This window comes from Streptomyces halobius, from assembly GCF_023277745.1.
Lineage (GTDB): Bacteria > Actinomycetota > Actinomycetes > Streptomycetales > Streptomycetaceae > Streptomyces > Streptomyces halobius.
This window is the reverse complement of the sequence record NZ_CP086322.1, coordinates 7,838,413-7,864,220: the sequence shown is the minus strand read 5'-3', so window position 1 is coordinate 7,864,220 and position 25,808 is coordinate 7,838,413. Positions and strand designations below refer to the sequence as shown.

The 25,808-nt window shown below is 70.5% G+C and carries 25 protein-coding genes; 1 reads left to right on the top strand and 24 read right to left on the bottom strand.

Going from position 1 to position 25,808, the window contains the following annotated elements; genetic code table 11:
* Nucleotides 1–131: 131 nt before the first annotated feature.
* From metK to pyrR, 13 genes are all read right to left on the bottom strand, one after another.
* Nucleotides 132–1,340, bottom strand: coding sequence for a methionine adenosyltransferase (gene metK, locus K9S39_RS35670; protein ID WP_248867467.1), 1,209 nt, complete (start codon nt 1,338–1,340; stop codon nt 132–134).
* A gap of 265 nt (nt 1,341–1,605) precedes the next feature.
* On the bottom strand, nt 1,606–2,844 hold the full coding sequence (gene coaBC, locus K9S39_RS35665; RefSeq protein ID WP_248867466.1) for a bifunctional phosphopantothenoylcysteine decarboxylase/phosphopantothenate--cysteine ligase CoaBC: 1,239 nt from the start codon (nt 2,842–2,844) through the stop codon (nt 1,606–1,608).
* 97 nt (nt 2,845–2,941) lie between these two features.
* The gene (gene rpoZ / locus K9S39_RS35660; protein ID WP_005319902.1) at nt 2,942–3,214 is read right to left on the bottom strand and encodes a DNA-directed RNA polymerase subunit omega; all 273 of its coding nucleotides are present in this window, start codon (nt 3,212–3,214) and stop codon (nt 2,942–2,944) included.
* 70 nt (nt 3,215–3,284) lie between these two features.
* Nucleotides 3,285–3,902: a guanylate kinase gene (gmk, locus tag K9S39_RS35655; RefSeq protein ID WP_248867465.1), complete on the bottom strand. Its 618-nt coding sequence runs from the start codon at nt 3,900–3,902 to the stop codon at nt 3,285–3,287.
* A 37-nt stretch (nt 3,903–3,939) separates the two neighbouring features.
* Nucleotides 3,940–4,263: an integration host factor gene (locus tag K9S39_RS35650; RefSeq protein ID WP_248867464.1), complete on the bottom strand. Its 324-nt coding sequence runs from the start codon at nt 4,261–4,263 to the stop codon at nt 3,940–3,942.
* Between the two features lie 216 nt (nt 4,264–4,479).
* Nucleotides 4,480–5,328 (bottom strand): orotidine-5'-phosphate decarboxylase, encoded by an 849-nt coding sequence (gene pyrF / locus K9S39_RS35645; protein ID WP_248867463.1) that lies wholly within the window; start codon nt 5,326–5,328, stop codon nt 4,480–4,482.
* Nucleotides 5,325–6,437 carry a quinone-dependent dihydroorotate dehydrogenase gene (locus tag K9S39_RS35640; protein WP_248869106.1) on the bottom strand — a complete coding sequence of 371 codons (1,113 nt, stop codon included), beginning with the start codon at nt 6,435–6,437 and terminating at the stop codon, nt 5,325–5,327. Before K9S39_RS35640 ends, pyrF begins: the two co-directional genes overlap by 4 nt.
* Before the next feature lie 56 nt (nt 6,438–6,493).
* A complete protein-coding gene (gene carB / locus K9S39_RS35635; RefSeq protein ID WP_248867462.1) occupies nt 6,494–9,802 on the bottom strand; it encodes a carbamoyl-phosphate synthase large subunit in 3,309 nt (1,102 codons plus the stop codon).
* Nucleotides 9,795–10,937 carry a glutamine-hydrolyzing carbamoyl-phosphate synthase small subunit gene (gene carA / locus K9S39_RS35630; RefSeq protein ID WP_248867461.1) on the bottom strand — a complete coding sequence of 381 codons (1,143 nt, stop codon included), beginning with the start codon at nt 10,935–10,937 and terminating at the stop codon, nt 9,795–9,797. Before carA ends, carB begins: the two co-directional genes overlap by 8 nt.
* Nucleotides 10,934–11,530 (bottom strand): PH-like domain-containing protein, encoded by a 597-nt coding sequence (locus tag K9S39_RS35625; protein ID WP_248867460.1) that lies wholly within the window; start codon nt 11,528–11,530, stop codon nt 10,934–10,936. Before K9S39_RS35625 ends, carA begins: the two co-directional genes overlap by 4 nt.
* The gene (locus K9S39_RS35620) at nt 11,527–12,822 is read right to left on the bottom strand and encodes a dihydroorotase (protein WP_248867459.1); all 1,296 of its coding nucleotides are present in this window, start codon (nt 12,820–12,822) and stop codon (nt 11,527–11,529) included. The genes K9S39_RS35625 and K9S39_RS35620 overlap by 4 nt, the downstream gene beginning before the upstream one ends.
* Nucleotides 12,819–13,811: an aspartate carbamoyltransferase catalytic subunit gene (locus K9S39_RS35615; RefSeq protein ID WP_248867458.1), complete on the bottom strand. Its 993-nt coding sequence runs from the start codon at nt 13,809–13,811 to the stop codon at nt 12,819–12,821. The genes K9S39_RS35620 and K9S39_RS35615 overlap by 4 nt, the downstream gene beginning before the upstream one ends.
* A gap of 101 nt (nt 13,812–13,912) precedes the next feature.
* On the bottom strand, nt 13,913–14,503 hold the full coding sequence (pyrR, locus tag K9S39_RS35610) for a bifunctional pyr operon transcriptional regulator/uracil phosphoribosyltransferase PyrR (protein ID WP_248867457.1): 591 nt from the start codon (nt 14,501–14,503) through the stop codon (nt 13,913–13,915).
* Between the two features lie 221 nt (nt 14,504–14,724).
* Here pyrR and bldD point away from each other — a divergent pair, with 221 nt between their 5' ends.
* Complete coding sequence (bldD, locus tag K9S39_RS35605; protein ID WP_248867456.1) at nt 14,725–15,225, top strand: transcriptional regulator BldD; 501 nt, start codon at nt 14,725–14,727, stop codon at nt 15,223–15,225.
* Between the two features lie 245 nt (nt 15,226–15,470).
* On the opposite strand, the gene nusB is transcribed toward bldD, so the two are convergent.
* The 11 genes from nusB to ruvX all read right to left on the bottom strand — a co-directional run bounded on the left by nusB (nt 15,471) and on the right by ruvX (nt 25,795).
* A complete protein-coding gene (nusB, locus tag K9S39_RS35600) occupies nt 15,471–15,905 on the bottom strand; it encodes a transcription antitermination factor NusB (RefSeq protein ID WP_248867455.1) in 435 nt (144 codons plus the stop codon).
* Nucleotides 15,906–15,907: 2 nt separating this feature from the next.
* Nucleotides 15,908–16,474 carry an elongation factor P gene (gene efp, locus K9S39_RS35595; protein ID WP_248867454.1) on the bottom strand — a complete coding sequence of 189 codons (567 nt, stop codon included), beginning with the start codon at nt 16,472–16,474 and terminating at the stop codon, nt 15,908–15,910.
* 66 nt (nt 16,475–16,540) lie between these two features.
* Nucleotides 16,541–17,647, bottom strand: coding sequence for an aminopeptidase P family protein (locus K9S39_RS35590; protein ID WP_248867453.1), 1,107 nt, complete (start codon nt 17,645–17,647; stop codon nt 16,541–16,543).
* Nucleotides 17,648–17,730: 83 nt separating this feature from the next.
* Nucleotides 17,731–18,636: a Pro-rich N-terminal domain-containing protein gene (locus K9S39_RS35585; RefSeq protein WP_248867452.1), complete on the bottom strand. Its 906-nt coding sequence runs from the start codon at nt 18,634–18,636 to the stop codon at nt 17,731–17,733.
* Between the two features lie 338 nt (nt 18,637–18,974).
* Nucleotides 18,975–19,415: a type II 3-dehydroquinate dehydratase gene (gene aroQ / locus K9S39_RS35580; RefSeq protein WP_248867451.1), complete on the bottom strand. Its 441-nt coding sequence runs from the start codon at nt 19,413–19,415 to the stop codon at nt 18,975–18,977.
* Nucleotides 19,416–19,665: 250 nt separating this feature from the next.
* Complete coding sequence (gene aroB / locus K9S39_RS35575) at nt 19,666–20,757, bottom strand: 3-dehydroquinate synthase (protein WP_248867450.1); 1,092 nt, start codon at nt 20,755–20,757, stop codon at nt 19,666–19,668.
* Nucleotides 20,754–21,311, bottom strand: coding sequence for a shikimate kinase (locus tag K9S39_RS35570; protein WP_248867449.1), 558 nt, complete (start codon nt 21,309–21,311; stop codon nt 20,754–20,756). The genes aroB and K9S39_RS35570 overlap by 4 nt, the downstream gene beginning before the upstream one ends.
* Complete coding sequence (aroC, locus tag K9S39_RS35565) at nt 21,308–22,495, bottom strand: chorismate synthase (RefSeq protein WP_248867448.1); 1,188 nt, start codon at nt 22,493–22,495, stop codon at nt 21,308–21,310. Before aroC ends, K9S39_RS35570 begins: the two co-directional genes overlap by 4 nt.
* 210 nt (nt 22,496–22,705) lie before the next feature.
* Nucleotides 22,706–23,551, bottom strand: a complete 846-nt coding sequence (locus tag K9S39_RS35560) for a shikimate dehydrogenase (RefSeq protein WP_248867447.1) — start codon at nt 23,549–23,551, stop codon at nt 22,706–22,708.
* Between the two features lie 10 nt (nt 23,552–23,561).
* The gene (mltG, locus tag K9S39_RS35555) at nt 23,562–25,202 is read right to left on the bottom strand and encodes an endolytic transglycosylase MltG (protein ID WP_248867446.1); all 1,641 of its coding nucleotides are present in this window, start codon (nt 25,200–25,202) and stop codon (nt 23,562–23,564) included.
* 128 nt (nt 25,203–25,330) lie between these two features.
* Complete coding sequence (gene ruvX, locus K9S39_RS35550) at nt 25,331–25,795, bottom strand: Holliday junction resolvase RuvX (RefSeq protein WP_248869105.1); 465 nt, start codon at nt 25,793–25,795, stop codon at nt 25,331–25,333.
* Nucleotides 25,796–25,808: the final 13 nt, after the last annotated feature.

The following is a 25,808-nucleotide window of genomic DNA, read 5'->3' as shown; positions in this document are numbered from 1 at the left end:
AGCATCAGTCTTAGCAGACCCCACTGACAGCGGCGCCCGCCCGCGCACGGCCGCAGGACGGCGCGGAAACGCCGCCGGCCCCGTACCGCGGCATGCGGTACGGGGCCGGAAACGGTGTCTGCGAGCGGTGCTTACAGCCCCGCGGCCTTCTTCAGGGCCTCGACGCGGTCCGTGCGCTCCCAGGTGAAGTCCTCCAGCTCACGGCCGAAGTGGCCGTACGCGGCGGTCTCGGCGTAGATCGGGCGGAGCAGGTCGAGGTCGCGGATGATCGCGGCCGGGCGCAGGTCGAAGACCTCACCGATGGCCTGCTCGATCTTGTCGGTGTCGACGGTGGCGGTGCCGAAGGTCTCCACGAACAGGCCCACCGGCTCGGCCTTGCCGATCGCGTAGGCGACCTGGACCTCGCAGCGGGCCGCCAGGCCCGCCGCGACGACGTTCTTGGCGACCCAGCGCATGGCGTAGGCGGCCGAGCGGTCCACCTTGGACGGGTCCTTGCCCGAGAACGCACCACCACCGTGCCGGGCCATCCCGCCGTACGTGTCGATGATGATCTTGCGTCCGGTCAGCCCCGCGTCCCCCATCGGACCGCCGATCTCGAACCGGCCCGTCGGGTTCACCAGCAGCCGGTAACCATCGGTGTCCAGCTTGATCCCGTCCTCCACCAGCTGGTTGAGGACGTGCTCGACCACGAACTCCCTGATGTCCGGCGCCAGCAGCGAATCCAGATCGATGTCCGAGGCATGCTGCGAGGAGACCACGACGGTGTCCAGGCGCACCGCCTTGAGCCCGTCGTACTCGATGGTGACCTGTGTCTTGCCGTCCGGACGCAGGTACGGGATCGTCCCGTTCTTGCGGACCTCGGACAGACGGCGGGAGAGCCGGTGCGCGAGGTTGATCGGCAGCGGCATCAGCTCCGGCGTCTCATCGCACGCGTAGCCGAACATCAGGCCCTGGTCACCCGCGCCCTGCCGGTCCAGCTCGTCGTCATCGCCCTCGACACGGTACTCGTGCGCGGTGTCCACACCCTGGGCGATGTCCGGGGACTGTGCACCGATGGAGACCGAAACGCCACAGGAAGCGCCGTCGAAGCCCTTCTTGGACGAGTCGTAGCCGATGTCCAGGATCTTGTTGCGGACCAGGTTGGGGATATCGGCGTACGCCTTGGTCGTCACCTCGCCGGCCACATGGACCAGGCCGGTGGTGATCAGCGTCTCGACGGCGACCCGGGACGCCGGGTCCTCCTTCAGGAGCGCGTCGAGGATGGTGTCGCTGATCTGGTCAGCGATCTTGTCGGGGTGGCCCTCGGTCACGGACTCCGAGGTGAACAGGCGGCGGGACACATCGCTCCCTGGGGTTGCAGCGGCTGCTGGCTGATCATTGGCGGAAGGGCCGAGAGCTGCGCTCGGCCCGATCCACGGCCAGTTTATCGGTCGTATGTGACGTTCGGACACGCAGTCTCGATTTATGGACCCCGCGTGACCTGGGACACGACGACACACGGTAGGACGATCACCTCGGAAGCCGGTCGGGTCAAGAGGGCACGCCGATATGGAAGGGGTCGATGAGGCGGACCAGGGCGATTGCCGAGGTGGTCAGGGGCGGTGGTCAGGGGCGGTGCTCCGGGAGGCGGGGGACGACGAGGTCCCACACCGTTTCGGCCAGGTCTTCCTTGGGTCCGTACGGGACCGGGGTCTCGGTGCCGTCCGTGGCGAGGATCACCGCTTCGTTCTCGGCCGAGCCGAACGCCTTGTGTTCCCCGACCTCGTTGACGACCAGCAGGTCACAGCCCTTGCGGGCGAGCTTGGCGCGCCCGTTGGCGAGGACGTCGTCGGTCTCGGCGGCGAAGCCGACCACCAGCTGGCCGGGGCGGGCGCGCTCGGCGGACAGCTCGGCGAGGATGTCCGGATTTCGGACCAAGGTGACTGGATCCGGCTCCTGCCCCTCCCGCTTCTTGATCTTGCCGGTGGCGTAGACGGCCGGTCGGAAATCGGCCACGGCAGCGGCCATGACCACCGCGTCGGCGTCCGCGGCGGCCTTCAGGACGGCCTCCCGCAGCTGGGCGGCGGTACCGACGCGGACCACGTCCACTCCGACCGGCTCGGGCAGCGCGGTGTTGCCGGCGATCAGGGTGACCCGGGCGCCGCGCGCGGCGGCGGTGGCGGCGAGCGCGTAGCCCTGCTTGCCGGAGGAGCGGTTGCCCAGGTAGCGCACCGGGTCCAGCGGCTCGCGGGTGCCGCCGGCGGTGACCACGACATGGCGGCCGGTGAGGTCCTGGGCCAGGGCGGCTTCCGCACCGCGGGACCGGCCGCTTCTCCGCAGCACGCGGCGGCACAGTTCGAAGATCTCGGCCGGGTCGGGGAAGCGGCCCTTGCCGGTGTCGACACCGGTCAGGCGGCCGACCGCGGGCTCGACGACGATCGCGCCACGGCGGCGCAGGGTGGCGACGTTCTCCTGGGTGGCGGGGTGCTCCCACATCTCGGTGTGCATCGCGGGCGCGAAGATCACCGGACAGCGGGCGGTGAGCAGGGTGTTGGTCAGCAGGTCGTCGGCGAGGCCGTGGGCCGCCTTGCCGAGCAGGTCGGCGGTGGCGGGGGCGACCACGACGAGGTCGGCGGACTGGCCGATGCGGACGTGCGGGACCTCGTGGACGGATTCCCAGACCTCGGTGGCGGCGGGGTGGCCGGACAGCGCCGACCAGGTGGCCTCGCCGACGAAGTGCAGCGCCGCGGCGGTCGGCACCACCCGTACGTCATGCCCGGTCTCGGTGAGCCGCCGCAGCAGCTCGCACGCCTTGTACGCGGCGATCCCGCCACTGACGCCCAGCACGACCTTGGGCCTGTCCATCGCCTCTCCCCACGCTCCGCGTACGTCCGTACGTCCCCATGACACACCACGGGCCCGACAGCTGCGCTGCCGGGCCGTGGTGAGGTGACCGTGCTGCCTACTGGGCCGGGCCCTCGATGGCCTCGGAGGTCAGCAGACCCGCGTTGATCTCGCGGAGCGCGATCGACAGGGGCTTCTCGTGGACGTGCGTGTCGACGAGCGGGCCGACGTATTCGAGCAGGCCCTCGCCGAGCTGCGAGTAGTACGCGTTGATCTGGCGCGCGCGCTTGGCGGCGTAGATCACGAGGCTGTACTTCGAGTCGGTTGCTTCGAGAAGCTCATCAATGGGCGGGTTGATGATGCCCTCGGGTGCGGTGATGGAAGAGGACACTCTCTACCTTCCGAAGGGGGATGAAGCCGGGGTGGAACTCAAAAGATCTGCGGTCCGGGGAGCCGCGGGATCAACCGCTGATGTCCTGGTCCCCAGGTCGACGCAGCATCAAGGCTAGCAGCTCACGGCTGACGTCCTCGACGGAGGTGTTGACAAGCGTCACATCGAACTCCGTCTCCGCGGCCAGTTCGACCGTGGCGGTCGCCAGCCGTCGCTCGATGACCTCGGGGGCCTCGGTGCCCCGCCCGGTGAGCCGGCGGACCAGCTCGTCCCAGCTCGGCGGGGCCAGGAAGACCAGATAGGCGTCCTTCATGGACTCGCGGACCTGACGGGCCCCCTGCAGATCGATCTCCAGCAGGACCGGCTCTCCCGCCTCCAGGCGGTCCAGGACGGCCTTCCGGGGGGTGCCGTAGCGGTTGCCCGCGAATTCGGCCCACTCCAGCAATTCGCCGTTGGCGATGAGCTTGTCGAATTCCTCGTCCTCGACGAAGAAGTACTGGACGCCGTGCCGCTCCCCGGGACGCGGCTTGCGGGTGGTGGCCGACACCGAGAGCCAGACCTCGGGGTGGACCTTGCGCAGATGTGCGACAACCGTGCTCTTGCCGACCCCCGAGGGGCCGGAGAGCACGGTCAGTCGCGGACGGACGTCCGGGGGCGCGGGGGACGTCCCCCGGGATGTTGCAGCCATGCAGCGATTATTCCAGCTTCCCGGTAGTGCCGGAAAATCAGGAACCGGTGCTGCCGAACTCCCTCTCCAGTGCCGCGATCTGGTTGGAGCCGAGACCCCGTACCCGACGGCTCTCGGAGATCCCGAGGCGATCCATGATCTGCTTGGCGCGGACCTTCCCGACGCCGGGCAGGGACTCCAGGAGGGCGGAGACCTTCATCTTGCCGATGACATCGTTCTTCTGGCCTTGCTCGATCACCTCGTGCAGGGAGGCGCCGGAGTGCTTGAGCCGATTCTTGACCTCGGCGCGCTCCCGGCGAGCCGCGGCGGCCTTTTCTAGCGCGGCAGCGCGCTGTTCAGGGGTAAGGGGCGGAAGAGCCACGCCTACGTCACCTCGGATGTAGAACTGTCGGATATTGGACCGGTGTGGAACCTAGTCGCCCCGCACCTGCGGAGCAACGAGCAACGCGCTTACGTGCGGTGCTCTCGTCGGAGACTAGCGGGCAAGGGCGCCAGAGTCAGCGAGAACAGACGAAAAGTCCTGGTCAGCCTCTGCTGACCAGGACATTTCGGGACCAAACTACCGGCCAAAGTCCCCTCAGGCTCCCGCCGTCCCGACCGCCGTCCGCACTTCGTCGGCGAAACGGGCCGCCGCGGCGCGCAGAGCTGCGGCGTCCGGGCCGTGCCGCAGCACGCCCCGGCTGACGCTCGGCACCACATTGCGGACCGCGTCCCCGAAGACGGTGGGCAGATCGGCGGGGGTGGCGCCCTGCGCACCGATGCCGGGCGCGAGCAGCGGGCCGTTGACCGCCAGATCGAACGCGGAGAGATCGCCGAGCGTGGCGCCGACGACCGCGCCGAAGGAGCCCAGCGGCTCGGCGCCGGCGTTCTCGGCCGCCAGGTGCCGGAGCATTGCCGCGGCCACGCTCGCACCGTCGGCGCGTACGGCGCGCTGGACCTCCTGGCCCTCCGGGTTGGAGGTGAGGGCGAGGACGAAGACGCCGCAGCCGTTGAGCACGGCCGCGTCGAGCGCCGGACGCAGCGACCCGAAGCCCAGGTACGGGCTGAGGGTGACGGCGTCGGAGAACAGCGGGCTGCGCGGGTTGAGGTAGGTGTCGGCGTACGCGCCCATGGTGGAGCCGATGTCGCCGCGCTTGGCGTCCATGAGGATCAGCGCGCCGGCCTCGCGGGCCTCGGCCAGGGCGGTCTCCAGAACGGCCAGGCCCTGGGACCCGAAGCGCTCGAAGAACGCGGACTGCGGCTTGAAGACCGCGACCTGCTCACCGAGCGCCTCCACGACGGTGCGGGTGAAGCGGGCCAGGCCCGCGACATCGTCGTTCAGGCCCCAGTCCGCCAGCAGCGAGGCGTGCGGGTCGATGCCGACGCAGAGCGGGCCGCGGGTGTCCATGGCGTGGCGCAGCCGGGCGCCGAAGGGATCCTGGGTCATGCGGTCCGTTCCTCTCGGGCGGAGGCACCGACGGCCTCGGCGAGGGTGGCGTACGGGCTGTCGCGCAGGCGGGCGGCCAGTCCCTTGTGGAGGGCGCGGCACCAGAACGGGCCCTCGTAGATGAAGGCGCTGTAGCCCTGGACGAGGGTGGCGCCGGCCAGGATGCGCTGCCAGGCGTCCTCGGCGTTCTCGATGCCGCCGACCCCGATGAGGGTGATCCGGCCGCCCACGCGGGCGTACAGCCGGCGCAGGACCTCCAGGGAGCGCGCCTTGAGCGGTGCCCCGGAGAGGCCGCCGGTCTCGGCGGTCAGCGCCGGGCCGGAGGTCAGCCCCAGGCCGTCGCGGGCGATGGTGGTGTTGGTGGCGATGATGCCGTCCAGGCCCACTTCGAGGGCGAGGTCGGCGACGGCGTCGATGTCCGGGTCGGCGAGGTCCGGGGCGATCTTGACGAGGAGCGGGACGCGTCGGTCGGTGACCGTCCGGTCGGCGGCCTCGCGGACGGCGGTCAGCAGCGGCCGCAGATGCTCGACGGCCTGGAGATCGCGCAGGCCCGGGGTGTTCGGCGAGGAGACGTTGACGACCAGGTAGTCGGCGTGGCGGGCGAGCCGCTCGGTGGAGGTGACGTAGTCGGCCACCGCCTCCTCCTCCGGCACGATCTTGGTCTTGCCGATGTTGACGCCGAGCACGGTCGTGAAGACCGGGTTACGGGCGGCCAGACGGGCCGCGACGGCCGCCGAGCCGTCGTTGTTGAAGCCCATGCGGTTGATCAGCGCACGGTCCGGCACCAGCCGGAACAGGCGCTTCTTGGGGTTGCCGGGCTGGGGCTGGGCGGTGACGGTGCCGATCTCGACATGGTCGAAGCCGAGCATGGCCATGCCGTCGATCGCGGCCGCGTTCTTGTCGAATCCCGCGGCCAGCCCGAAGGGGCCGTGCATCCGGCGGCCGAGCGCCTCGGTGCGCAGCTCCTTGAAGCGGGGTGCGAGGACGGCCGCGAGGAAGGTGCGCAGCACGGGGATACGGGCGGCCAGCCGGATCCAGCGGAAGGCGAGGTGGTGCGCCTTCTCGGGGTCCGTGCGCTTGAAGATCAGATGGAAGAAGAGCTGGTACATGGTGGTGTCCTCGGAAGAGGGGGACACCTTCCGGTGTCCCCCTCGTGGGCCGGCCGCTAGTCGCGGGCCGCGGTCAGGTGATCCGCGTGTTCCTGGAGTGATCTGACGCCCACGTCGCCGCGGTTCATCGCCTCGATGCCCTGGACGGCGGCCGCGAGGGCCTGGACCGTGGTCAGGCAGGGCACGGAGCGGGCGACCGCGGCCGTGCGGATGTCGTAGCCGTCCAGGCGGCCCCCGGTGCCGTAGGGGGTGTTGACGATCAGGTCGACCTGGCCGTCGTGGATCAGCTGGACGATGGTCTTCTCGCCGTTGGGGCCCTCGCCCTCGGACTGCTTGCGCACCACGGTGGCGTTGATGCCGTTGCGGCGCAGCACCTCGGCGGTGCCGGAGGTGGCGAGCAGCTCGAAGCCGTGCGCGACCAGTTCGCGCGCCGGGAAGATCATCGAGCGCTTGTCGCGGTTGGCGACGGAGACGAAGGCGCGTCCCTTGGTGGGCAGCGCCCCGTAGGCGCCGGACTGGGACTTGGCGTAGGCGGTGCCGAAGACCGAGTCGATGCCCATGACCTCGCCGGTGGAGCGCATCTCCGGGCCGAGGACGGTGTCCACCCCGCGGCCCGACGCGTCGCGGAACCGCGACCAGGGCAGGACGGCTTCCTTGACGGAGATCGGCGCGTCCAGCGGCAGGGTGCCGCCGTCGCCCGCCTTGGGCAGCATGCCCTCGGCGCGCAGCTCGGCGATGGTGGCGCCGAGCGAGATCCGGGCGGCGGCCTTGGCCAGCGGCACCGCGGTCGCCTTCGAGGTGAAGGGGACGGTACGGGAGGCGCGCGGGTTGGCCTCCAGGACGTACAGGATGTCGCCGGCCATCGCGAACTGGATGTTGATCAGTCCGCGGACGCCGACTCCCTTGGCGATGGCCTCCGTCGAGACCCGCAGCCGCTTGATGTCGAAGCCGCCGAGGGTGATCGGGGGCAGTGCGCAGGCGGAGTCGCCGGAGTGGATGCCGGCTTCCTCGATGTGCTCCATGACGCCGCCGAGGTAGAGCTCGGTGCCGTCGTAGAGGGCGTCGACGTCGATCTCGATGGCGTCGTCGAGGAACCGGTCGATGAGGACCGGGTGCTGGTCGATGAGGCCGGCGTGGCGGGTGAGGTACTCGCCCAGCGACGGCTCGTCGTAGACGATCTCCATGCCGCGGCCGCCGAGCACGTAGGACGGGCGGACCATGACCGGGTAGCCGATCTCGGCGGCGATCGTCTTCGCCTGCTCGAAGGAGAAGGCGGTGCCGTACTTGGGGGCCGGCAGACCGGCCTCGGTCAGCACCCGGCCGAAGGCGCCGCGCTCCTCGGCGAGGTCGATCGCCTCGGGCGAGGTGCCGACGATCGGCACGCCGTTGTCCTTGAGCGCCTGCGCCAGGCCGAGCGGGGTCTGGCCGCCGAGCTGGACGATGACACCGGCGACCGGGCCCGCCTGCTGCTCGGCGTGCACGATCTCCAGCACGTCTTCGAGCGTCAGCGGCTCGAAGTAGAGGCGGTCGGAGGTGTCGTAGTCGGTGGAGACGGTCTCCGGGTTGCAGTTGACCATCACCGTCTCGTAGCCCGCGTCGCTGAGCGCGAACGAGGCGTGGACGCAGGAGTAGTCGAACTCGATGCCCTGGCCGATGCGGTTGGGGCCGGAGCCGAGGATGATCACGGCCGGCTGCTCGCGCGGCGCGACCTCGGTCTCCTCGTCGTAGGAGGAGTAGAGGTACGGCGTGTTGGCGGCGAACTCGGCGGCGCAGGTGTCGACGGTCTTGTAGACCGGGCGGACACCGAGGGCGTGCCGCACCTCCCGGACGACGTCCTCGCGCAGCCCGCGGATCGCGGCGATCTGGGCGTCGGAGAAGCCGTGGTGCTTTGCTTCCGCGAGGATCTCGGGGTCGAGCTCGTCGGCCTCCGCGAGCTCGTCCGCGATCTCCTTGATCAGGAAGAGCTGGTCGACGAACCACGGGTCGATCTTCGTGGCGTCGAAGATCTCCTGTCGGGTGGCGCCGGCCCGGATCGCCCGCATCACGGTGTTGATCCGGCCGTCGGTCGGGATCTGGGCGATCTTCAGCAGATCCTGCTTGTGGCCGGGCTCGGTCACGAAGTCGAACTGGCTGCCCTTCTTCTCCACCGAGCGGAGCGCCTTGTTGAGCGCCTCGGGGAAGTTACGGCCGATGGCCATCGCCTCGCCGACCGACTTCATGGTGGTGGTCAGCGTGGCGTCGGCGGCCGGGAACTTCTCGAACGCGAAGCGCGGCACCTTCACGACGACGTAGTCGAGGGTCGGCTCGAAGGACGCCGGGGTCTCCTGGGTGATGTCGTTCGGGATCTCGTCCAGCGTGTAGCCGACCGCCAGCCGGGCCGCGATCTTGGCGATCGGGAAGCCGGTGGCCTTGGAGGCGAGCGCGGAGGAGCGCGAGACCCGCGGGTTCATCTCGATGACGATGATGCGGCCGTCGACGGGGTTGACCGCGAACTGGATGTTGCAGCCGCCGGTGTCGACGCCGACCTCGCGGATGATCGCGATGCCGATGTCGCGCAGCCGCTGGTACTCGCGGTCGGTCAGGGTCATCGCCGGAGCGACGGTGATCGAGTCACCGGTGTGCACGCCCATCGGGTCGAAGTTCTCGATGGAGCAGACGACCACGACGTTGTCGTTCTTGTCGCGCATCAGCTCCAGCTCGTACTCCTTCCAGCCGAGGATGGACTCCTCCAGGAGCACCTCGGTGGTCGGGGAGAGCGTGAGGCCCTGGCCGGCGATGCGGCGCAGCTCCTGCTCGTCATGGGCGAAGCCGGAGCCGGCGCCGCCCATGGTGAAGGACGGACGGACGACGACCGGGTAGCCGCCCAGCTCCTGGACGCCGGCCAGCACCTCGTCCATGGAGTGGCAGATCACCGAGCGGGCGGACTCGCCGTGGCCGATCCCGGCGTTGACGGCGTCGACCACGCCCTTGAAGAGGTCGCGGTCCTCGCCCTTGTGGATCGCCGCGACGTTGGCGCCGATGAGTTCGACGCCGTACTTCTCCAGCACACCCTGCTCATGCATGGAGATCGCGGTGTTCAGCGCGGTCTGGCCGCCGAGCGTGGGCAGCAGCGCGTCGGGGCGCTCCTTGGCGATGATCTTCTCGACGAACTCCGGGGTGATCGGCTCGACGTAGGTGGCGTCGGCGATCTCCGGGTCGGTCATGATCGTGGCCGGATTGGAGTTGACCAGGATGACCCGCAGGCCCTCGGCCTTCAGAACCCGGCACGCCTGGGTGCCGGAGTAGTCGAACTCCGCGGCCTGGCCGATGACGATCGGGCCGGAGCCGATGACCAGGACGGACTGGATATCGGTGCGCTTAGGCACGCTGGCCCTCCATGAGAGAGACGAAGCGGTCGAACAGGTAGGCCGCGTCATGCGGGCCCGCCGCCGCTTCGGGGTGGTACTGGACGCTGAAAGCAGGCTGGTCGAGGAGGCGCAGCCCCTCCACCACGTTGTCGTTGAGGCCGACGTGGGAGACCTCGGCGCGGCCATAGGGGGTCTCGGAGGCCTTGTCGAGCGGCGCGTCGACGGCGAAGCCGTGGTTCTGCGCGGTGATCTCGACCTTGCCCGTCGTACGGTCCTGGACGGGCTGGTTGATGCCGCGGTGGCCGTACTTGAGCTTGTAGGTGCCGAAGCCCAGCGCGCGGCCCAGGATCTGGTTGCCGAAGCAGATGCCGAAGAGCGGGGTCCTGCGCTCCAGGACGCCGCGCATGACGGAGACCGCGTGGTCGGCGGTGGCCGGGTCGCCGGGGCCGTTGGAGAAGAACACGCCGTCCGGGCTGACGGCGTACACGTCCTCAACCGTCGCCGTGGCCGGCAGGACGTGCACCTCGATGCCGCGCTCGGCCATCCGGTGCGGGGTCATGCCCTTGATGCCCAGGTCGATCGCGGCGACGGTGAACTGCTTCGTACCGATGGCGGGGACGACGTACGCCTGCTCGGTGGTGACCTGCTCGGCGAGGTCGGCGCCCTGCATCTCGGGGGCCTGGCGCACCTTGGCCAGCATGGTGCCCGCGTCGGGCAGCGCCTCGCCGGAGAAGATGCCGACCCGCATCGCACCGCGCTCGCGCAGATGGCGGGTGAGCGCGCGGGTGTCGACGCCGCTGATGCCGACGATGTGCTGGGCGACCAGTTCGTCGTCCAGCGTGCGCGTCGCCCGCCAGTTGGACGCCAGCCGGGCGGGATCGCGGACGACATAGCCCGCCACCCAGATCCGCCGGGACTCGGAATCCTCGTCGTTCACACCGGTGTTGCCGATGTGCGGGGCGGTCATGATGACGATCTGGCGGTGGTACGACGGGTCGGTCAGGGTCTCCTGATAACCGGTCATGCCGGTGGAGAACACCGCTTCGCCGAAGGTCTCCCCCACGGCCCCGTAGGCACGTCCGCGGAAGGTGCGGCCGTCCTCCAGGACGAGTACGGCGGGGATTTTGGCGGTCCCCCTGGTGGAGGTCGTCATCGTGCGCCTTCCGTTTCGTTGTGCTCGGTGGTGCTGGTGCTGTGCTCGGCGGTGCCGAGCTTGTTGAGGGCCTCGGCCCAGGCCGGGTGCTCGCCCGCCCGGTCGGAGCGGAATCCGGAGTCGATCTCCTTGTCCCCGTGCGCCCAGGTGACGATCAGCAGGCCGCCCTCGGGCAGGACCTTGCCGGCGATGCCCTTGTCGAGGCGGGCGCCGCGCAGTGCGGCGGCCGGCACGAAGAAGTCCTGCGCGCCCGGCCGTACGACGTCCAGGCCCTGGTCGGTCAGGGACAGTTCGGCTCGGCTACGGGTGCCGAGGCCGCGGGCGACGATCCGGTCCAGCCACTGCCCCGCGGTGGTGGAGCCGTGGTAGCGGCCGGTCATCGTGAGCTGTGGCTCGCCCGGTTCGGCGGGGGTGGACGGCAGCTCGGGCAGATCGCCCTGGAGCCTGCCGCGCCACTTCCAGCCCTCCCGCATCAGCCAGTAGACGAAGACGACGAAGACCAGCAGGCCGACGGTCCAGGCGATCCGCGCGGACCAGTCGGTGACCGGCGCGGACTGCTGCGCCGCGGCCAGGTGGAGGAGTGGAGGAGTCACGCCAGCTTCCCGTCGACGACCGTTGCCCGGCCCCGCAGGAACGTGTGGCTGACGCGTCCCGGCAGCTCACGGCCCTCGTAGGGGGTGTTACGGCTGCGCGAGGCGAAGCCCGCGGGGTCCACCACTCCACGGTAAGCGGAATCGACCAGCGTGAGGTTGGCAGGCTCACCGGCCGCGATGGGCCGTCCGTGGCCTTCGAGGCGGCCGATGCGCGCGGGACGGAAGGACATCCGCTCGGCGACACCGGCCCAGTCCAGGAGCCCGTTGTCGACCATCGTGTGCTGGACGACGGAGAGCGCGGTCTCCAGGCCGACCATGCCCATGGCCGCGGCGCCCCACTCGCAGTCCTTGTCCTCGTGCGGGTGCGGGGCGTGGTCGGTGGCGACGCAGTCGATGGTGCCGTCGGCCAGCGCCTCGCGCAGCGCCAGCACGTCGGCTTCGGTGCGCAGCGGCGGGTTCACCTTGTAGACCGGGTTGTAGCTGCGGACCAGCTCGTCGGTGAGCAGCAGGTGGTGCGGGGTGACCTCGGCGGTGACGTTCCAGCCCTTGGACTTGGCCCAGCGGACCAGCTCGACGGAACCGGCGGTGGAGAGGTGGCAGATGTGCACCCGGGAGCCGACGTGCGCGGCGAGCAGCACATCGCGGGCGATGATCGACTCCTCGGCGACCGCGGGCCAGCCGCCGAGTCCCAGCTCGGCGGAGACGATGCCCTCGTTCATCTGGGCGCCCTCGGTGAGCCGGGGCTCCTGGGCGTGCTGCGCGACGACGCCGTCGAACGCCTTCACATACTCCAGGGCGCGCCGCATGATGACGGCGTCGTCGACGCACTTGCCGTCGTCGGAGAAGACCCGGACACCGGCCGCGGAGTCGTGCATCGCGCCCAGCTCGGCGAGCTTCTTGCCCTCCAGGCCGACGGTGACGGCGCCGACCGGCTGCACGTCGCAGTAGCCGGACTCCTTGCCCAGCCGCCAGACCTGCTCGACGACGCCGGCGGTGTCGGCGACGGGGAAGGTGTTGGCCATCGCGTGCACGGCGGTGAAGCCGCCGACGGCCGCGGCCTTGGTGCCGGTCAGCACGGTTTCGGAGTCCTCGCGGCCCGGCTCCCGCAGATGGGTGTGCAGATCGACCAGGCCCGGCAGCAGGATCTTGCCGTCCGCCTCGATGACCTGTGCGCCCTCCCCGCTGGAAACGGTGAGGTCGGTGCCGACGGCGGTGATGGTCTCGTCGACGATCACCACATCCTGCGGCGCGCCACCGAGGATCTTCGCCCCGCGGATAAGGATCTTCGTCATGACTGCTTGCTCTCCTCGGTGGGCGTGCTGGCGGCGGTGACGGCGGGCTCATTGCCGCCCAGAAGCAGATAGAGGACCGCCATACGGATGCTGACACCGTTGGCGACCTGTTCGACGGCGGTGCAGCGCGGCGAATCGGCGACCTCGGCGGTGATCTCCATGCCGCGGTTCATCGGGCCGGGGTGCATCACGACCGCGTGTTCCGGCATCCGGGCCATCCGGTCGCCGTCGAGGCCGTAGCGCCGCGCGTACTCCCGCTCGGTCGGGAAGAACGCCGCGTGCATCCGCTCCCGCTGGACGCGCAGCATCATCACCGCGTCCGACTTGGCGACCACGGAGTCCAGGTCGTACGAGACCTCACAGGGCCACCGCTCCACCCCGTACGGCACCAGGGTCGGCGGCGCGACCAGGGTGACCTCGGCACCGAGCGTGGTCAGCAGATGGACGTTGGAGCGGGCCACCCGGCTGTGCAGGATGTCGCCGACGACGGTGATCCGGCGGCCGGACAGGTCCTGGCCGAGGCCGGCGTCCTCGCCGACCAGCCGGCGGCGCATCGTGAAGGCGTCCAGCAGCGCCTGGGTGGGGTGCTCATGGGTGCCGTCACCGGCGTTGACCACGGAGCCGCCGATCCAGCCGGAGGTCGCCAGGCGGTGCGGGGCGCCGGAGTCGTGGTGCCGGATGACGACGGCGTCCGCGCCCATCGCCTCCAGGGTGAGCGCGGTGTCCTTGAGCGACTCGCCCTTGGACACCGACGACCCCTTGGCGGAGAAGTTGATGACATCGGCGGAGAGCCGCTTCGCCGCGGCCTCGAAGGAGATCCGCGTACGGGTCGAGTCCTCGAAGAAGAGGTTGACGACGGTGCGTCCGCGCAGGGTGGGGAGCTTCTTGATCGGCCGGTCCGCGACCCGTGCCATCTCCTCGGCGGTGTCGAGGATCAGAACGGCGTCGTCGCGCGTGAGGTCGGCGGCCGAGATGAGGTGACGCTTCATCCGGTGTCTCCGTGAGTGAGGGAGGTGTACGGGAATGTCCGTCGAGCAGGCAGAGGCGCGACCCCCGATGACGCCGGGCCACCGGGTCCGTACCTGATGCGCTAGCGCTCGCCGGCCGGGGCGGTCTCACGGACACCGAGCAGCACGGCGTCCCGGCCGTCCTCCTCGGTGAGCTGGACCTTGACCGTCTCCCGCAGCGACGTGGGGAGGTTCTTGCCGACGTAGTCGGCGCGGATCGGAAGTTCGCGGTGGCCGCGGTCGACGAGGACCGCCAACTGGACGGCGCGCGGCCGTCCGATGTCGTTCAGCGCGTCCAGCGCGGCGCGGATCGTCCGCCCCGAGAACAGCACGTCGTCGACGAGCAGGACGACCCGGCCCTCGATGCCGTCGGCGGGGATGTCCGTACGGGCGAGCGTGCGGGCCGGGCCCAGGCGCAGGTCGTCGCGGTACATCGTGATGTCGAGCGAGCCGACCGGGATCGTCCGGCCGGTGATCTCCGCCAGCTTGGCGGCCAGCCGCCGGGCGAGGAACACACCGCGGGTGGGAATTCCCAGGAGCACCACATCGTCCGCGCCCTTGGCGCGCTCGACGATTTCGTGGGCGATACGGGTGAGCATCCGCGCGATGTCCGGGCCTTCGAGCACCGGGCGCGCGGGCAGTTGATCTCTCGCGTCGGAACTGCTTGCGTCCATACGAAACGGACCCCCTTCTCCGCCTCACGGGACGGACTTTAAAGGACGTCGAAATTACGAGGCTCAGGGTACCAGGGAGCCTCCCGAGACCGGATCGCACCCCTGACGGGCGATGGTCTGGCCCATTCGGCTTGACGAAGTCAGATTACGCTGCGTAACCTCACAGTGAGTTACCAGCCCGCGGCGGAGCCGCATATCGATACAGCTGTCTGGGGAGCTTTATGTCCAGCGAATACGCCAAACAGCTCGGGGCCAAGCTCCGCGCCATCCGCACCCAGCAGGGCCTCTCTCTCCACGGTGTCGAGGAGAAGTCCCAGGGCCGTTGGAAGGCCGTGGTGGTCGGGTCCTACGAGCGCGGCGACCGTGCCGTGACCGTGCAGCGCCTCGCCGAGCTCGCGGACTTCTACGGCGTGCCGGTGCAGGAGCTCCTGCCGGGCACGACCCCCGGCGGTGCCGCCGAGCCGCCACCGAAGCTGGTGCTGGACCTGGAGCGGCTCGCCCATGTCCCGCAGGACAAGGCCGGCCCGCTGCAGCGCTACGCCGCCACGATCCAGAGCCAGCGCGGCGACTACAACGGCAAGGTCCTCTCGATCCGTCAGGACGATCTGCGCACCCTCGCGGTGATCTACGACCAGTCGCCCTCGGTGCTCACCGAGCAGCTGATCAGCTGGGGCGTGCTGGACGCGGACGCCCGTCGCGCGGTGACGCACGAGGAGATCTGACCCGGCCCGCCATCTGTACACCACCTGCAGAAACGTACCGCCGCTCCGGCCACCGGGGCGGCGGTTCTTCTGTGCCCGGAGCCGGTGTCGGGTCGGCGCGACTCGCGCCGCGGCAAGGCACCCCGTCCCCGACGGCATATCGTCCCCAAGGCCCCGGACGCCCCCCTGCGGGCATACGCGGGCATACGAAGGGCCCGGAGCATCCAAGCGTCGCTCCGGGCCCTGTCGTGCGCTCTGCCGTCCGTCTAGCCGGCCTCACGCCGCAGACTCGGCTTGAGGTCCTTGAGGCGGCCCAGGAGGCCGTTGACGAAGGCCGGGGACTCGTCCGTGGAGAACTCCTTGGCGAGCTGCACCGCCTCGTCGATCACCACCGCGTCCGGCGTGTCGTCCACCCAGATCAGCTCGTACGCCGAGAGCCGCAGGATGTTGCGGTCGACGACCGGCATCCGGTCCAGCGCCCAGTCGACGGAGTAGGTCGAGATCAGGTCGTCGATCCGGTCGGTGTGGTCCGCGTACCCCTCGACCAGCTCCAGGGTGTATTCGTGCACCGGCGGCTGCCGGGGGTCGGTCCGGGCGTGTCGCATCCAGTCCGCCAGCACGGACTGCACGTCGGCGCCGCGCTGATCTGCCTCGAAGAGGATCTGGAAGGCGCGCTTACGGGCCTTGTTGCGGGCGGCCACAGTTAGCTGCTCACCCGACCGAGGTAGTCACCGGAGCGGGTGTCGACCTTGATCTTCTCGCCGGTCGTGATGAACAGCGGCACCTGGATGGAGTGGCCGGTCTCCAGCTCGGCGGGCTTGGTGCCGCCCGTGGAACGGTCACCCTGGAGACCCGGCTCGGTCTCCTTGACGGTCAGCTCGACCGCGGCGGGCAGCTCGACGTAGAGCACCTCGCCCTCGTGCTGTGCGACGGTCGCCTCGAAGCCCTCGACCAGGTAGTTCGCGGCGTCGCCGACGGCCTTGCGGTCGACGTGCAGCTGGTCGTAGGTCTCCATGTCCATGAAGACGAAGTAGTCGCCGTCCATGTAGGAGAACTGCATGTCGCGCTTGTCGACAGTGGCCGTCTCGACCTTCACTCCGGCGTTGAAGGTCTTGTCGACGACCTTCCCGGAGAGCACGTTCTTCAGCTTGGTGCGGACGAAGGCGGGGCCCTTGCCGGGCTTGACGTGCTGGAACTCGACGACGGACCAGAGCTGGCCGCCGTCGAGCTTGAGCACCATGCCGTTCTTGAGGTCGTTCGTGGAAGCCACGGTTGCGGAATCTCCTGGACTGCAGGTGGTGGGTACCTCGAAGCCGTACGCGGTGAACCCTGCGGCTCACAGCGCGAGCAGCTCCTTGGTCGTGATCGTGAGTAGCTCGGGCCCGCCGTCCGCCTCGGAGCGGACGACGAGTGTGTCGTCGATCCGGACACCACCGCGGCCCGGGAGGTGAACCCCCGGATCGACGGTGACCGGCACGCAAGCGTCCAGTTTACCCATGGCAGCGGGCGACAACTGAGGGTCCTCGTCGATTTCGAGTCCCACGCCGTGCCCGGTCCACGGTCCGAGCCCCTCGCGGTACCCCGCCGCTTCCAGCAGATGGCGGGTCACCCGGTCCACTTCGCGGCATTCCACCCCCGGCGCGAGCGCCTCCCGGCCGGCCCGCTGGGCCGCGAAGACGAGATCGTACAGTTCGATCTGCCAGTCCGCCGGGGTGGTGCCGATGACGAAGGTCCGGCCGATCTCGCAGCGATAGCCGCGGTAGTTGGCGCCCAGGCCGACGCTGAGGAAGTCGCCCTCCTCCACCCGCCGGTCGGTCGGCAGATGTCCGGGGCGGCCGGCGTTCTGGCCGGCCGCGACCGAGGTGGGGAAAGCCGGGCCGTCCGCGCCGTGGTCGACGAGCCGGCGCTCCAGTTCGAGCGCGAGATGCCGCTCGGTGCGGCCGACGAGGATCGACTCCAGGAGTTCGCCGAGGGCGTGATCGGTGATCTCGGCGGCGATCCGCAGACAGGCGATCTCGTCGTCGTCCTTGACCAGCCGCTGCGCCTCGACCGCGCAGGCCAGGTCGGTGAGCCGCAGCCGGGGCGCGACCTGGGAGAGGGCCCGGTGCCGGCTGACGGTGAGGTGGTGCTCCTCGACGGCGAGGGTGTCCGCGCCGGCCTTCGCGGCCAGATCGGCGCCGGCGACGACCGGGTCACCGCCACGGGTGGGCAGTACGGACACCCGTACGTCGTCGGCGGGGCGTCCTTCGGACGGGTCGCCGCTCAGCGGCCTGCCGCAGATCAGAATGTCCTCGCCCGGCCCCAGCAGCAGCGCGGCCCCGGAGGGCGCGCAGCCGGTGAGGTAGCGGACGTTGGGCGGGCGCGAGATCAGTGCGGCGACGCTTCCGGCCCCGGCTGCGCGGTCGCGCAGCCGCGTGCGTCGGACCGCGTACAACTCGGACATATCCCGAGCGTACGACCGGACCTGGCGGGCGGCCGGTCGAGAGCCCCCGCCCGGGGGACGCACACCGGCGCCGCCGGGTCGGGCTACCAGCTGGGCGGGCTGGCGATGCTGCGGGCGACGACATCGTCCAGCACCCGCACCGTGGTGGCGACATCATGCTGGGAATTGTCGATGATCGGCAGTCCGGAGCCGTACCAGCCGGCCATCCGGCCGTGGATCCGGGCCACCTCCTCGTCGGACAGCCGGCGGTTGCCGGTGCGCCGGGCGTTGCGCTCCAGGACGATCTCCAGGCCCGGCAGCAGCACGATCGGCAGCAGGCCGGGACCCACATGGCGTTTCCAGCCGCCGAGGCCGACGACCGGCCGGTCCGGGAAGACGGCGTCGTCGAGGATGCAGGAGATGCCGTTGGCGAGGAAGTTACGGGCCGCGAAGCCGCAGGTGCGGCGAGCGAGGCGGTACTGCGCCTCGGAGTTGTCGTTCCACCCCGACTGCGGGTCGGCGAAGCCGGAACGGACCCATTCGCGGACGTCGTCGAGGCTGATGTGCGCGGTGGGCACCCGCCGGGTGTCGGCCCAGTGGCGGGCGACGCTGGTCTTGCCGGCGCCCGCCGGGCCGATCAGCAGCACCGCGACGGCGGCGTGCGCGGCGTCCGCCGCGGCGGTGTCGGCGGGCGGGCTGGGCAGTGCCACCGGGGCGCCCGGCGGCAGTTGGACATGGCCGGTGATGTCGGTGCTGTGCGGGGCGGGCGGGGCCTGCTGGGGCGCGGGGCCGATCCAGCCGCCGCCCGGGGTGCCCTGGCCGGGAGCGGGGGGCCGGGCGGGGGGCGCGGCGGGAGCCGGCGGGGCGGGCGGGGTCGCTGGGGACGGCGGGGAGCCGGGCGGGACGGGCCGGCCGTGGTGGGGGGTCCAGCTCATCGTGGCACCGTACTCCGCCCGTCCCGGCGCCTTCCCCTGGGGCGATGGCAGCGGAGCCCCCACTGCGTACTGCATCCGGCGCTCTCCGTCTCGTGCGGCCGACGTGGTGCGGTGCTCCCCCAGCTGACACTGGAGACGGCCCCCGGGCGGTTCCCCGGGCGCCGGGCGGCGTGGTCCCGGGCCACCCGGTGCGTCGTGCGGTAACCGACCGGCCCGGGAGGGCCGTTGCGCTCCACAGCCGTCGGCGTGGGTCTACTCCTGCGAACGGTACTCTGCCAGCTCGCGCCGAGTGGTGTCCCCACCCCCGGAGCCCGGTGGAGAAACGTCCGGAGGCGGTGGGGAGTGCCCGGTCCGGCGCGCCGGCCGTCCGGCCGCCCGAGTCCGAACACCCGCCTGCGAGCAGGGCCTTCGGCCTACGTGTCCAGCTCCTCGGCCAGCGCCCGGAGCGCGAGACGGTACGAGCCGACGCCGAAGCCGGCGACCGTACCGCTGGCGACCGCCGCGATCACCGAATTGTGCCGGAACTCCTCGCGTGCGTACGGGTTGGAGATGTGCACCTCGATGAGCGGGGCGGTGCGCTGGGCGGCCGCGTCCCGCATCGCGTACGAATAGTGCGTGAAGGCACCGGGGTTGATCACGACCGGAATCGATCCGTCGGCGGCTTCGTGCAGCCAACGGACCATCTCCCCTTCGTCGTTGGTCTCCCGGACCTCCGCTTCGAAACCCAGCTCCTGGCCGAGCGCGGTGCACTGCTCGACCAGCCCGGCGTAGGAGGTGGCGCCGTACACGTCGGGCTCACGCGAGCCCAGCCGGCCGAGGTTGGGACCGTTGAGGACGAGCACCCGCCGGGTCATGCTGTGCCCCTTTCGTTCTCCCCCGGACCGCGTCCGGGGGCACCCCCGTCTCCGCCCGCGCGGCGCAGCGGTGCGACCATCGCCGTCGTCCGCGGCCCGGCGGCAGCGCGCACGTCGCCCATGCCGAAACTCCCCCTGGGGGCACCTCCCAGCGGTAGCTGGGGGTCTTCGGCCGGGGGGACCCCCACGCGTCGCTCGGCCTCGCATTCGCGAAGCGCGCACCTTCTGACGCTTCCCTCGCTCCGCTCGCTCACGATGCGATCTCCGCGTGTGCGGCCAGCAGCATCGCCGGGTCCGGGCTCTCCAGGACGGCCGGTTTGGCCAGGCCGTCGAGGACGATGAAGCGCAGCCGGTCGCCGCGGGACTTCTTGTCGACCTTCATGGTCTCCAGCAGCTTGGGCCACTGGTCGCCGCGGTAGGTCAGCGGCAGCCCGACGGACTCCAGGACCGCGCGGTGCCGGTCGGCGGTGGCGTCGTCCAGGCGGCCCGCGATCCGGCCGAGTTCGGCGGCGAAGACCATACCGACGGAAACGGCCGCGCCGTGCCGCCAGTTGTAGCGCTCGTTCTTCTCGATGGCGTGCGCCAGGGTGTGGCCGTAGTTGAGGATCTCCCGCAGACCGGACTCCTTGAGGTCCGCGGAGACCACCTCGGCCTTGACCCGGATCGCCCGCTCGATCAGCTCGGCGGTGTGCGCGCCGTCCGGGCGCTTGGCGGCCTCCGGGTCGGACTCGATCAGGTCGAGGATCGCCGGATCGGCGATGAAGCCGGCCTTGATGACCTCGGCCAGCCCGGAGACGTAGTCGTGGACCGGGAGGGAGTCGAGGGCGGCCAGGTCGCACAGGACGCCGGCCGGCGGGTGGAAGGCGCCGACGAGGTTCTTGCCCTCGGCGGTGTTGATGCCGGTCTTGCCGCCGACCGCCGCGTCCACCATGCCCAGGACGGTGGTCGGTACGGCGATCCAGCGCACCCCGCGCAGCCAGGTCGCGGCCACGAAGCCGGCCAGGTCGGTGGTGGCGCCGCCGCCGACGCCGACGATCACATCGCTGCGGGTGAAGCCGGTCTGCCCGAGCGCCTTCCAGCAGTACGCGGCGACCTCGGCGGTCTTGGACTCCTCGGCGTTCGGCAGCTGGACCGCGATCACCTCGTAGCCCTGGCCGGCGAGGTCCTCGCGCAGCGCCTCACCCGTGGCGGCCAGCGCCTCCGGGTGCAGCACCGCGACCCGCTTGGCGCCCTCCCCGATCAGGCCCGGGAGTTCGCCGAGCAGCTGTCGCCCGACCAGCACCTCGTACGGGTCGGTACCGGCCGTGCCGCCGACCTGGATACGGGTGGCCTGCTCCGTCATGCCTGTTCCTCCCTGTTGGCGGCCTGCGGGGCGCCGCCCGCGGTCCGCCCCGGCTCCAAAGCGTCCAGGATCGCGTCGACGACCTCCGCGGGGGTGCGGCCCCCGGTGGCGATCACGGCGCGTGCTACCTCGGTGTAGAGCGGCCGGCGGCGCTCCATCAGCTCGCGCCACTGCTTGCGCGGATTGACGGCGAGCAGCGGGCGGGGGGCGTCCAGGCCCACCCGCTTGACGGCGTCGGCGAGTTCGACGTCCAGGAAGACCACCGGCAGCCCCGTCAGCTGTTTGCGGGTGTCGGCGTCCATGATCGCGCCGCCGCCGAGCGAGAGCACCCCGTCATGGCCTTCGAGGGCCGTGCGGACGGCCTCCCGCTCCAGCTCACGGAAGTGCGGCTCGCCCTCGTCGATGAAGATCTCCGGAATCGGCTTGCCGGCCGTGGCGACGATATCGGCGTCGGTGTCGCGGTAGACCGTGCCCAGCCGCTCGGCGAGCAGCGCGCCCACCGTGGACTTTCCGGCGCCGGGCGGGCCGATCAGTACGACGACGGGGGACGTCATTTGATCGCCAGATTGTCGAGGAAGCCCCGCACATTACGACGGGTCTCCGGCACACTGTCGCCGCCGAACTTCTCCACCACCGCATCCGCCAACACCAGCGCCACCATCGCCTCCGCGACAATCCCGGCGGCCGGCACCGCGCACACATCCGACCGCTGATGATGCGCCTTCGTCGCCTCACCCGTGGTCACATCCACGGTCGCCAGCGCACGCGGCACCGTCGCGATCGGCTTCATCGCCGCACGCACACGCAGCAGTTCACCGGTCGACAGCCCGCCCTCGGTACCACCGGAGCGACCCGACGCACGCGTGATCCCGCCCTCCCGCGTCGCCACGATCTCGTCATGCGCCTTCGACCCCGGCACCCGCGCCAGGTCAAAGCCATCGCCGACCTCAACACCCTTGATCGCCTGGATACCCATCAACGCGGCGGCCAGCCGGGCGTCCAGCCGACGGTCCCAGTGCACATGCGACCCGAGGCCCACCGGCACGCCGTACGCCAGCACCTCGACCACACCGCCCAGCGTGTCCCCGTCCTTGTGGGCCTGGTCGATCTCGGCGACCATCGCCTTGCTCGCATCGGCGTCCAGACAGCGCACCGGATCCGCGTCCAGCTTCTCGACGTCGGACGGCTCGGGGTAGACGCCGTAGGGGGCCTTCGCCGCGGCCAGCTCGGCCACATGCGAGACGATCTCGATCCCCGCCGTCTCCTTCAGAAAGGAACGGGCGACGGCGCCGAGGGCGACGCGGGCGGCGGTCTCGCGGGCCGAGGCGCGCTCCAGGACCGGGCGGGCCTCGTCGAAACCGTACTTCTGCATCCCGGCCAGGTCGGCGTGCCCGGGGCGGGGGCGGGTCAGCGGCGCATTGCGGGCCAGCGCGGCCAGCTCCGCCTCGTCCACCGGGTCGGCCGCCATCACCTGCTCCCACTTCGGCCACTCGGTGTTACCGACCATGATCGCCACCGGGGAGCCCAGCGTCAGACCGTGCCGGACCCCGCCCAGGAACGTGATCTCATCACGCTCGAACTTCATCCGCGCACCACGGCCATAACCAAGACGCCGCCGGGCCAGGTGGTCCGCCACCAGCTCAGTGGTGATCGGCACGCCGGCGGGAAGCCCCTCCAGCGTCGCAACAAGGGCGGGGCCGTGCGACTCCCCCGCAGTCAGCCAGCGCAACCTGCTCAACGGTGCTCCTCAGTAGCCATGGCCATGCGAAATGCTCGTCCTGATCCTCCCACGAGCAGCCACCGGTACGGGTCCCAGGTCCAGGGTACGGACGCCTGGCGCGCGGGGTGGGTGGCGACGGAAACGGGCAGCGGGGGCGGCCCGGAGCCGATCAGCGGGCAGCTGGCGCGTCGGGGTCGCCTCGCCGCTGTCGGCCGGTCCTCAGCGCGATCAGCGCGCAGCCAGAGCCGCCTCCCCGGCCTTGCGCATAGCGCCCAGCGGCGCCGGCGCCCGGCCGGTCATCTGCTCGACCTGAAGAACCGCCTGGTGCACCAGCAGGTCGAGGCCGCCGACCACCGCGCCGCCGTGCGCTGCCCAGGCCGTGGCCAGCGTCGTCGGCCAGGGCTCGTACAGGACGTCGAAGAGCGTGCCGGGGTGCTCGGGGACGGCGGCGGCGAGCGCGTCCGTGGTGCCGGCCGGTGTGGTGGCGATGACCAGCGGTGCCCGCAGCGCCTCGGCGGCGTCCTCCCAGGGTGCGGTGCGGACCGTGACGCCGAGCCGCTCCCCCCAGCCGCTCATCTCGTCCGCGCGCGCCGCGCTGCGGACGTACGCGATCACCTCACCGGTGCAGATACGGGGCAGCGCGGCGAGCGCCGAGGAGGCGGTGGCGCCGGCCCCCAGGATCGATGCCCGTTCGACCTGTCCCACGCCGCGCTCACGGAGCGCGGCGAGCATGCCCGGGATGTCGGTGTTGTCGCCGACGCGGCGGCCATTCTCCTCGAAGAGGACGGTGTTGACCGCCTCTACTGAGGCCGCACTGTCGCTGATCTCGTCGAGCAGCGGAATCACCGCCCGCTTCAGCGGCATCGTCAGCGAGAGGCCCCGCCATTCCGGACCGAGCTTCTCCAGGAACCCCGGCAGCGCCGCCTCGTCGACGTCGAACCGGTCGTACGTCCATTCATTCAGGCCCAGAGCCTCGTACGCAGCGCGGTGCAGCACCGGCGAGAGGGAGTGTGCGATGGGTGATCCGAGGACCGCCGCCCGCTTTTTGCCACCTACAGCCTTGTTGTCCGACACGGACCTGTCCTCAGTTTCCGTTCTGCCGCTGCTCTTGCCGCCGCTTGTTGAATTCCCGGACGAGCTTCTGGTGATCGGCGAAATTCGTGGTGAAGTCGGTCTTCTTCTGGTCTATCGAGATGAAGTAGAGCCACTTCTTGGTGGTGTCCGGGTTGATGGTCGCCCGCAGCGCGTCGGCTCCCGGGTTTCCGATCGGGCCGGGCGGCAGGCCCCGGTAAAAGTACGTGTTGTAGGGGTCGTCGTACGACCGGATCTCGTCCGCGCTGATATCGATCTTGCTCTGGTTCTTCAGGTAGTTGAACGCCGAGTCGAATTCGAGCTTCTGGTTCGTGTCGGTATTGCCCGGGGCGAGCCGGTTGTAGACGACCGCGGCCATCTTCCGGAAGTCGTCGTGCGTCATCCCTTCGGCCTGGGTGAGGCTGGCGACGGTGATGAGCTGCAGCGGAGACTTCAGGTGGAGCTTCCGGGCGTTCGCCTCCAGGTCGTACTTCCCGTACTCCTGGGTGGCCCGGCCCACCATCATCTTGAGGACGTCTGCGGGCTTCGCGTCGTCGCCGACGCTGTATGTCGAGGGATAGAGGAAGCCCTCCAACGGGTCCTTGATCTTCGGGGAGTCATTGGCCCAGGACGGCAGTCCGAGATTCTTGGCCTGGCTCTTGGCTACTCCCTTGGTGGTGCCCGCCTTGAGCTTGAGCTTCTTGTCGATGAGCTCATAGACCGCGGCGGCGCGGAGACCCTCGCGGACCGTCAGGCCGTTACGGCTCTTGGGATCCACCATGAGCTCGACGGCCGCGGCTGCCGACATCCTCTTGCGCAGCGAATAGGTCCCCGGCTGCAGGACTTTGTCCTTCTTGCTGTCGACGGCCGCCTCGGTGAAGGCGTCGGCGCTCTTGACCACGCCTTCCTTCTTGAGGATCAAGCCCATCTGCAGAATCGTTGAGCCCGGTGGAATCTCGACCTGCACGTCACCGGACCCCTGCCCCTCGTAATCAGGCGCCGGTCCGAAGTGACTCATGAAGAAGTCATAGCCGAAGTAACCGACGGTCCCGACGGCCCCGGCGAACACCAAGGTGATGACCAGGCACGCCCGGCCGCTGCGTCGTTTGTTCTTCTTGCCGCGGCGCTCGCGGCCGGACCGGCGCTCACGCGATCCGGGCTCGGAACGGCCGTCGTCCTCATCATCGTCCGCGAAGAACGGGTGCTCCGGCTCCCGTTCGCGCGGCTGCGGCCCGTCCTGCCAGTCATCGCCGGCGGTGTCGTCGAACTGCGGCTCGACGGGGGTCTCGTACTGCTCGTACTGCTGCGACGGGTACCGCTGGTGCGGCACCTGATGCTGCTGCGGGTGCAGTGGTGCCTGCTGCTGCACCCGCTGGGGGTGGGGCGCGTAAGCGTCCTGAGCGCCGTAGTAGTCGGTGCCCGCACCGCTGTACGGATCGGCCTGCGGGCCATAGGGGTCGTACGGGTCGTGCGGCGGTTGCCCGCCCTGCGAGCCGTCCCAGCCCCCGCCGTAGTGCTGCTGGGGATACGGGGCGGACTGGGCTCCGCCCCACTGGGCCTGCTGCGCCTGGCCTCCGTAGGAACCCTGGTCTCCGTAGAGCGGGTCCTCGGGATGCCACGGTTCGGAGCCGTAGCCCCGGCCATACTCGGTCATCGATCCCCTAGAGCCGAGAGGCGGAGCGCTCCGGACGGGCAGCGCTTCTGCTGAACCGATCCGCCTCTGCTTGCACGTGCAGCTGTTCGAACCGCCGCCACATCGCGCGGAACGTTACCGTACCGCGATCAGATGACCACTTCGACGCTCTCGCCCGGCGGCTGCCCGGAGACCCTTTCGGTTTCCAGCGCGCTCTGCAGAATGACGACCGCGGCCGCCTGGTCGACCACCGAGCGGCCCTTCTTGCTCCCGACTCCGGAGGCCCGCAGCCCCTGGGTCGCGGTGACCGTCGACATCCGCTCGTCGACGAGGCGGACCCCGACGGGTGCGATGTTCCTGGCCATCTCCTGGGCGAACGCCCGGACCTTGGCCGCCGCCGGCCCCTCCCCCCCACTGAGGGAGCGCGGCAGACCGACCACGACTTCGAGCGGCTCGTACTCGTCGACGATCGCCTTCAACCGGCGGTGCGCCGCCGGGACATCACGTCCCGGCACGGTCTCGACGGGGGTGGCGAGGACCCCGTCGGGGTCGCACGAGGCGACCCCGATCCGGGCGTCCCCGACATCGACGGCGATCCTTCTGCCGCGTCGGATGGCACTCACGCGC

Excerpts from the sequence above, each read along its gene's own strand:
- aroQ (WP_248867451.1), bottom strand. The coding sequence starts at position 19,415 with ATGACCCGGCGGGTGCTCGTCCTCAACGGTCCCAACCTCGGCCGGCTG.
- pyrR (WP_248867457.1), bottom strand. The coding sequence starts at position 14,503 with ATGGACGCAAGCAGTTCCGACGCGAGAGATCAACTGCCCGCGCGCCCG.
- K9S39_RS35620 (WP_248867459.1), bottom strand. The coding sequence starts at position 12,822 with ATGACGAAGATCCTTATCCGCGGGGCGAAGATCCTCGGTGGCGCGCCG.
- coaBC (WP_248867466.1), bottom strand. The coding sequence starts at position 2,844 with ATGGACAGGCCCAAGGTCGTGCTGGGCGTCAGTGGCGGGATCGCCGCG.
- K9S39_RS35640 (WP_248869106.1), bottom strand. The coding sequence starts at position 6,437 with ATGTACCAGCTCTTCTTCCATCTGATCTTCAAGCGCACGGACCCCGAG.
- K9S39_RS35585 (WP_248867452.1), bottom strand. The coding sequence starts at position 18,636 with ATGCAGTACGCAGTGGGGGCTCCGCTGCCATCGCCCCAGGGGAAGGCG.
- pyrF (WP_248867463.1), bottom strand. The coding sequence starts at position 5,328 with ATGACCCAGGATCCCTTCGGCGCCCGGCTGCGCCACGCCATGGACACC.
- gmk (WP_248867465.1), bottom strand. The coding sequence starts at position 3,902 with ATGGCTGCAACATCCCGGGGGACGTCCCCCGCGCCCCCGGACGTCCGT.
- K9S39_RS35615 (WP_248867458.1), bottom strand. The coding sequence starts at position 13,811 with ATGAAGCGTCACCTCATCTCGGCCGCCGACCTCACGCGCGACGACGCC.
- K9S39_RS35570 (WP_248867449.1), bottom strand. The coding sequence starts at position 21,311 with ATGACGTCCCCCGTCGTCGTACTGATCGGCCCGCCCGGCGCCGGAAAG.
- K9S39_RS35590 (WP_248867453.1), bottom strand. The coding sequence starts at position 17,647 with ATGTCCGAGTTGTACGCGGTCCGACGCACGCGGCTGCGCGACCGCGCA.
- aroB (WP_248867450.1), bottom strand. The coding sequence starts at position 20,757 with ATGACGGAGCAGGCCACCCGTATCCAGGTCGGCGGCACGGCCGGTACC.
- mltG (WP_248867446.1), bottom strand. The coding sequence starts at position 25,202 with ATGACCGAGTATGGCCGGGGCTACGGCTCCGAACCGTGGCATCCCGAG.
- carA (WP_248867461.1), bottom strand. The coding sequence starts at position 10,937 with ATGACGACCTCCACCAGGGGGACCGCCAAAATCCCCGCCGTACTCGTC.
- bldD (WP_248867456.1), top strand. The coding sequence starts at position 14,725 with ATGTCCAGCGAATACGCCAAACAGCTCGGGGCCAAGCTCCGCGCCATC.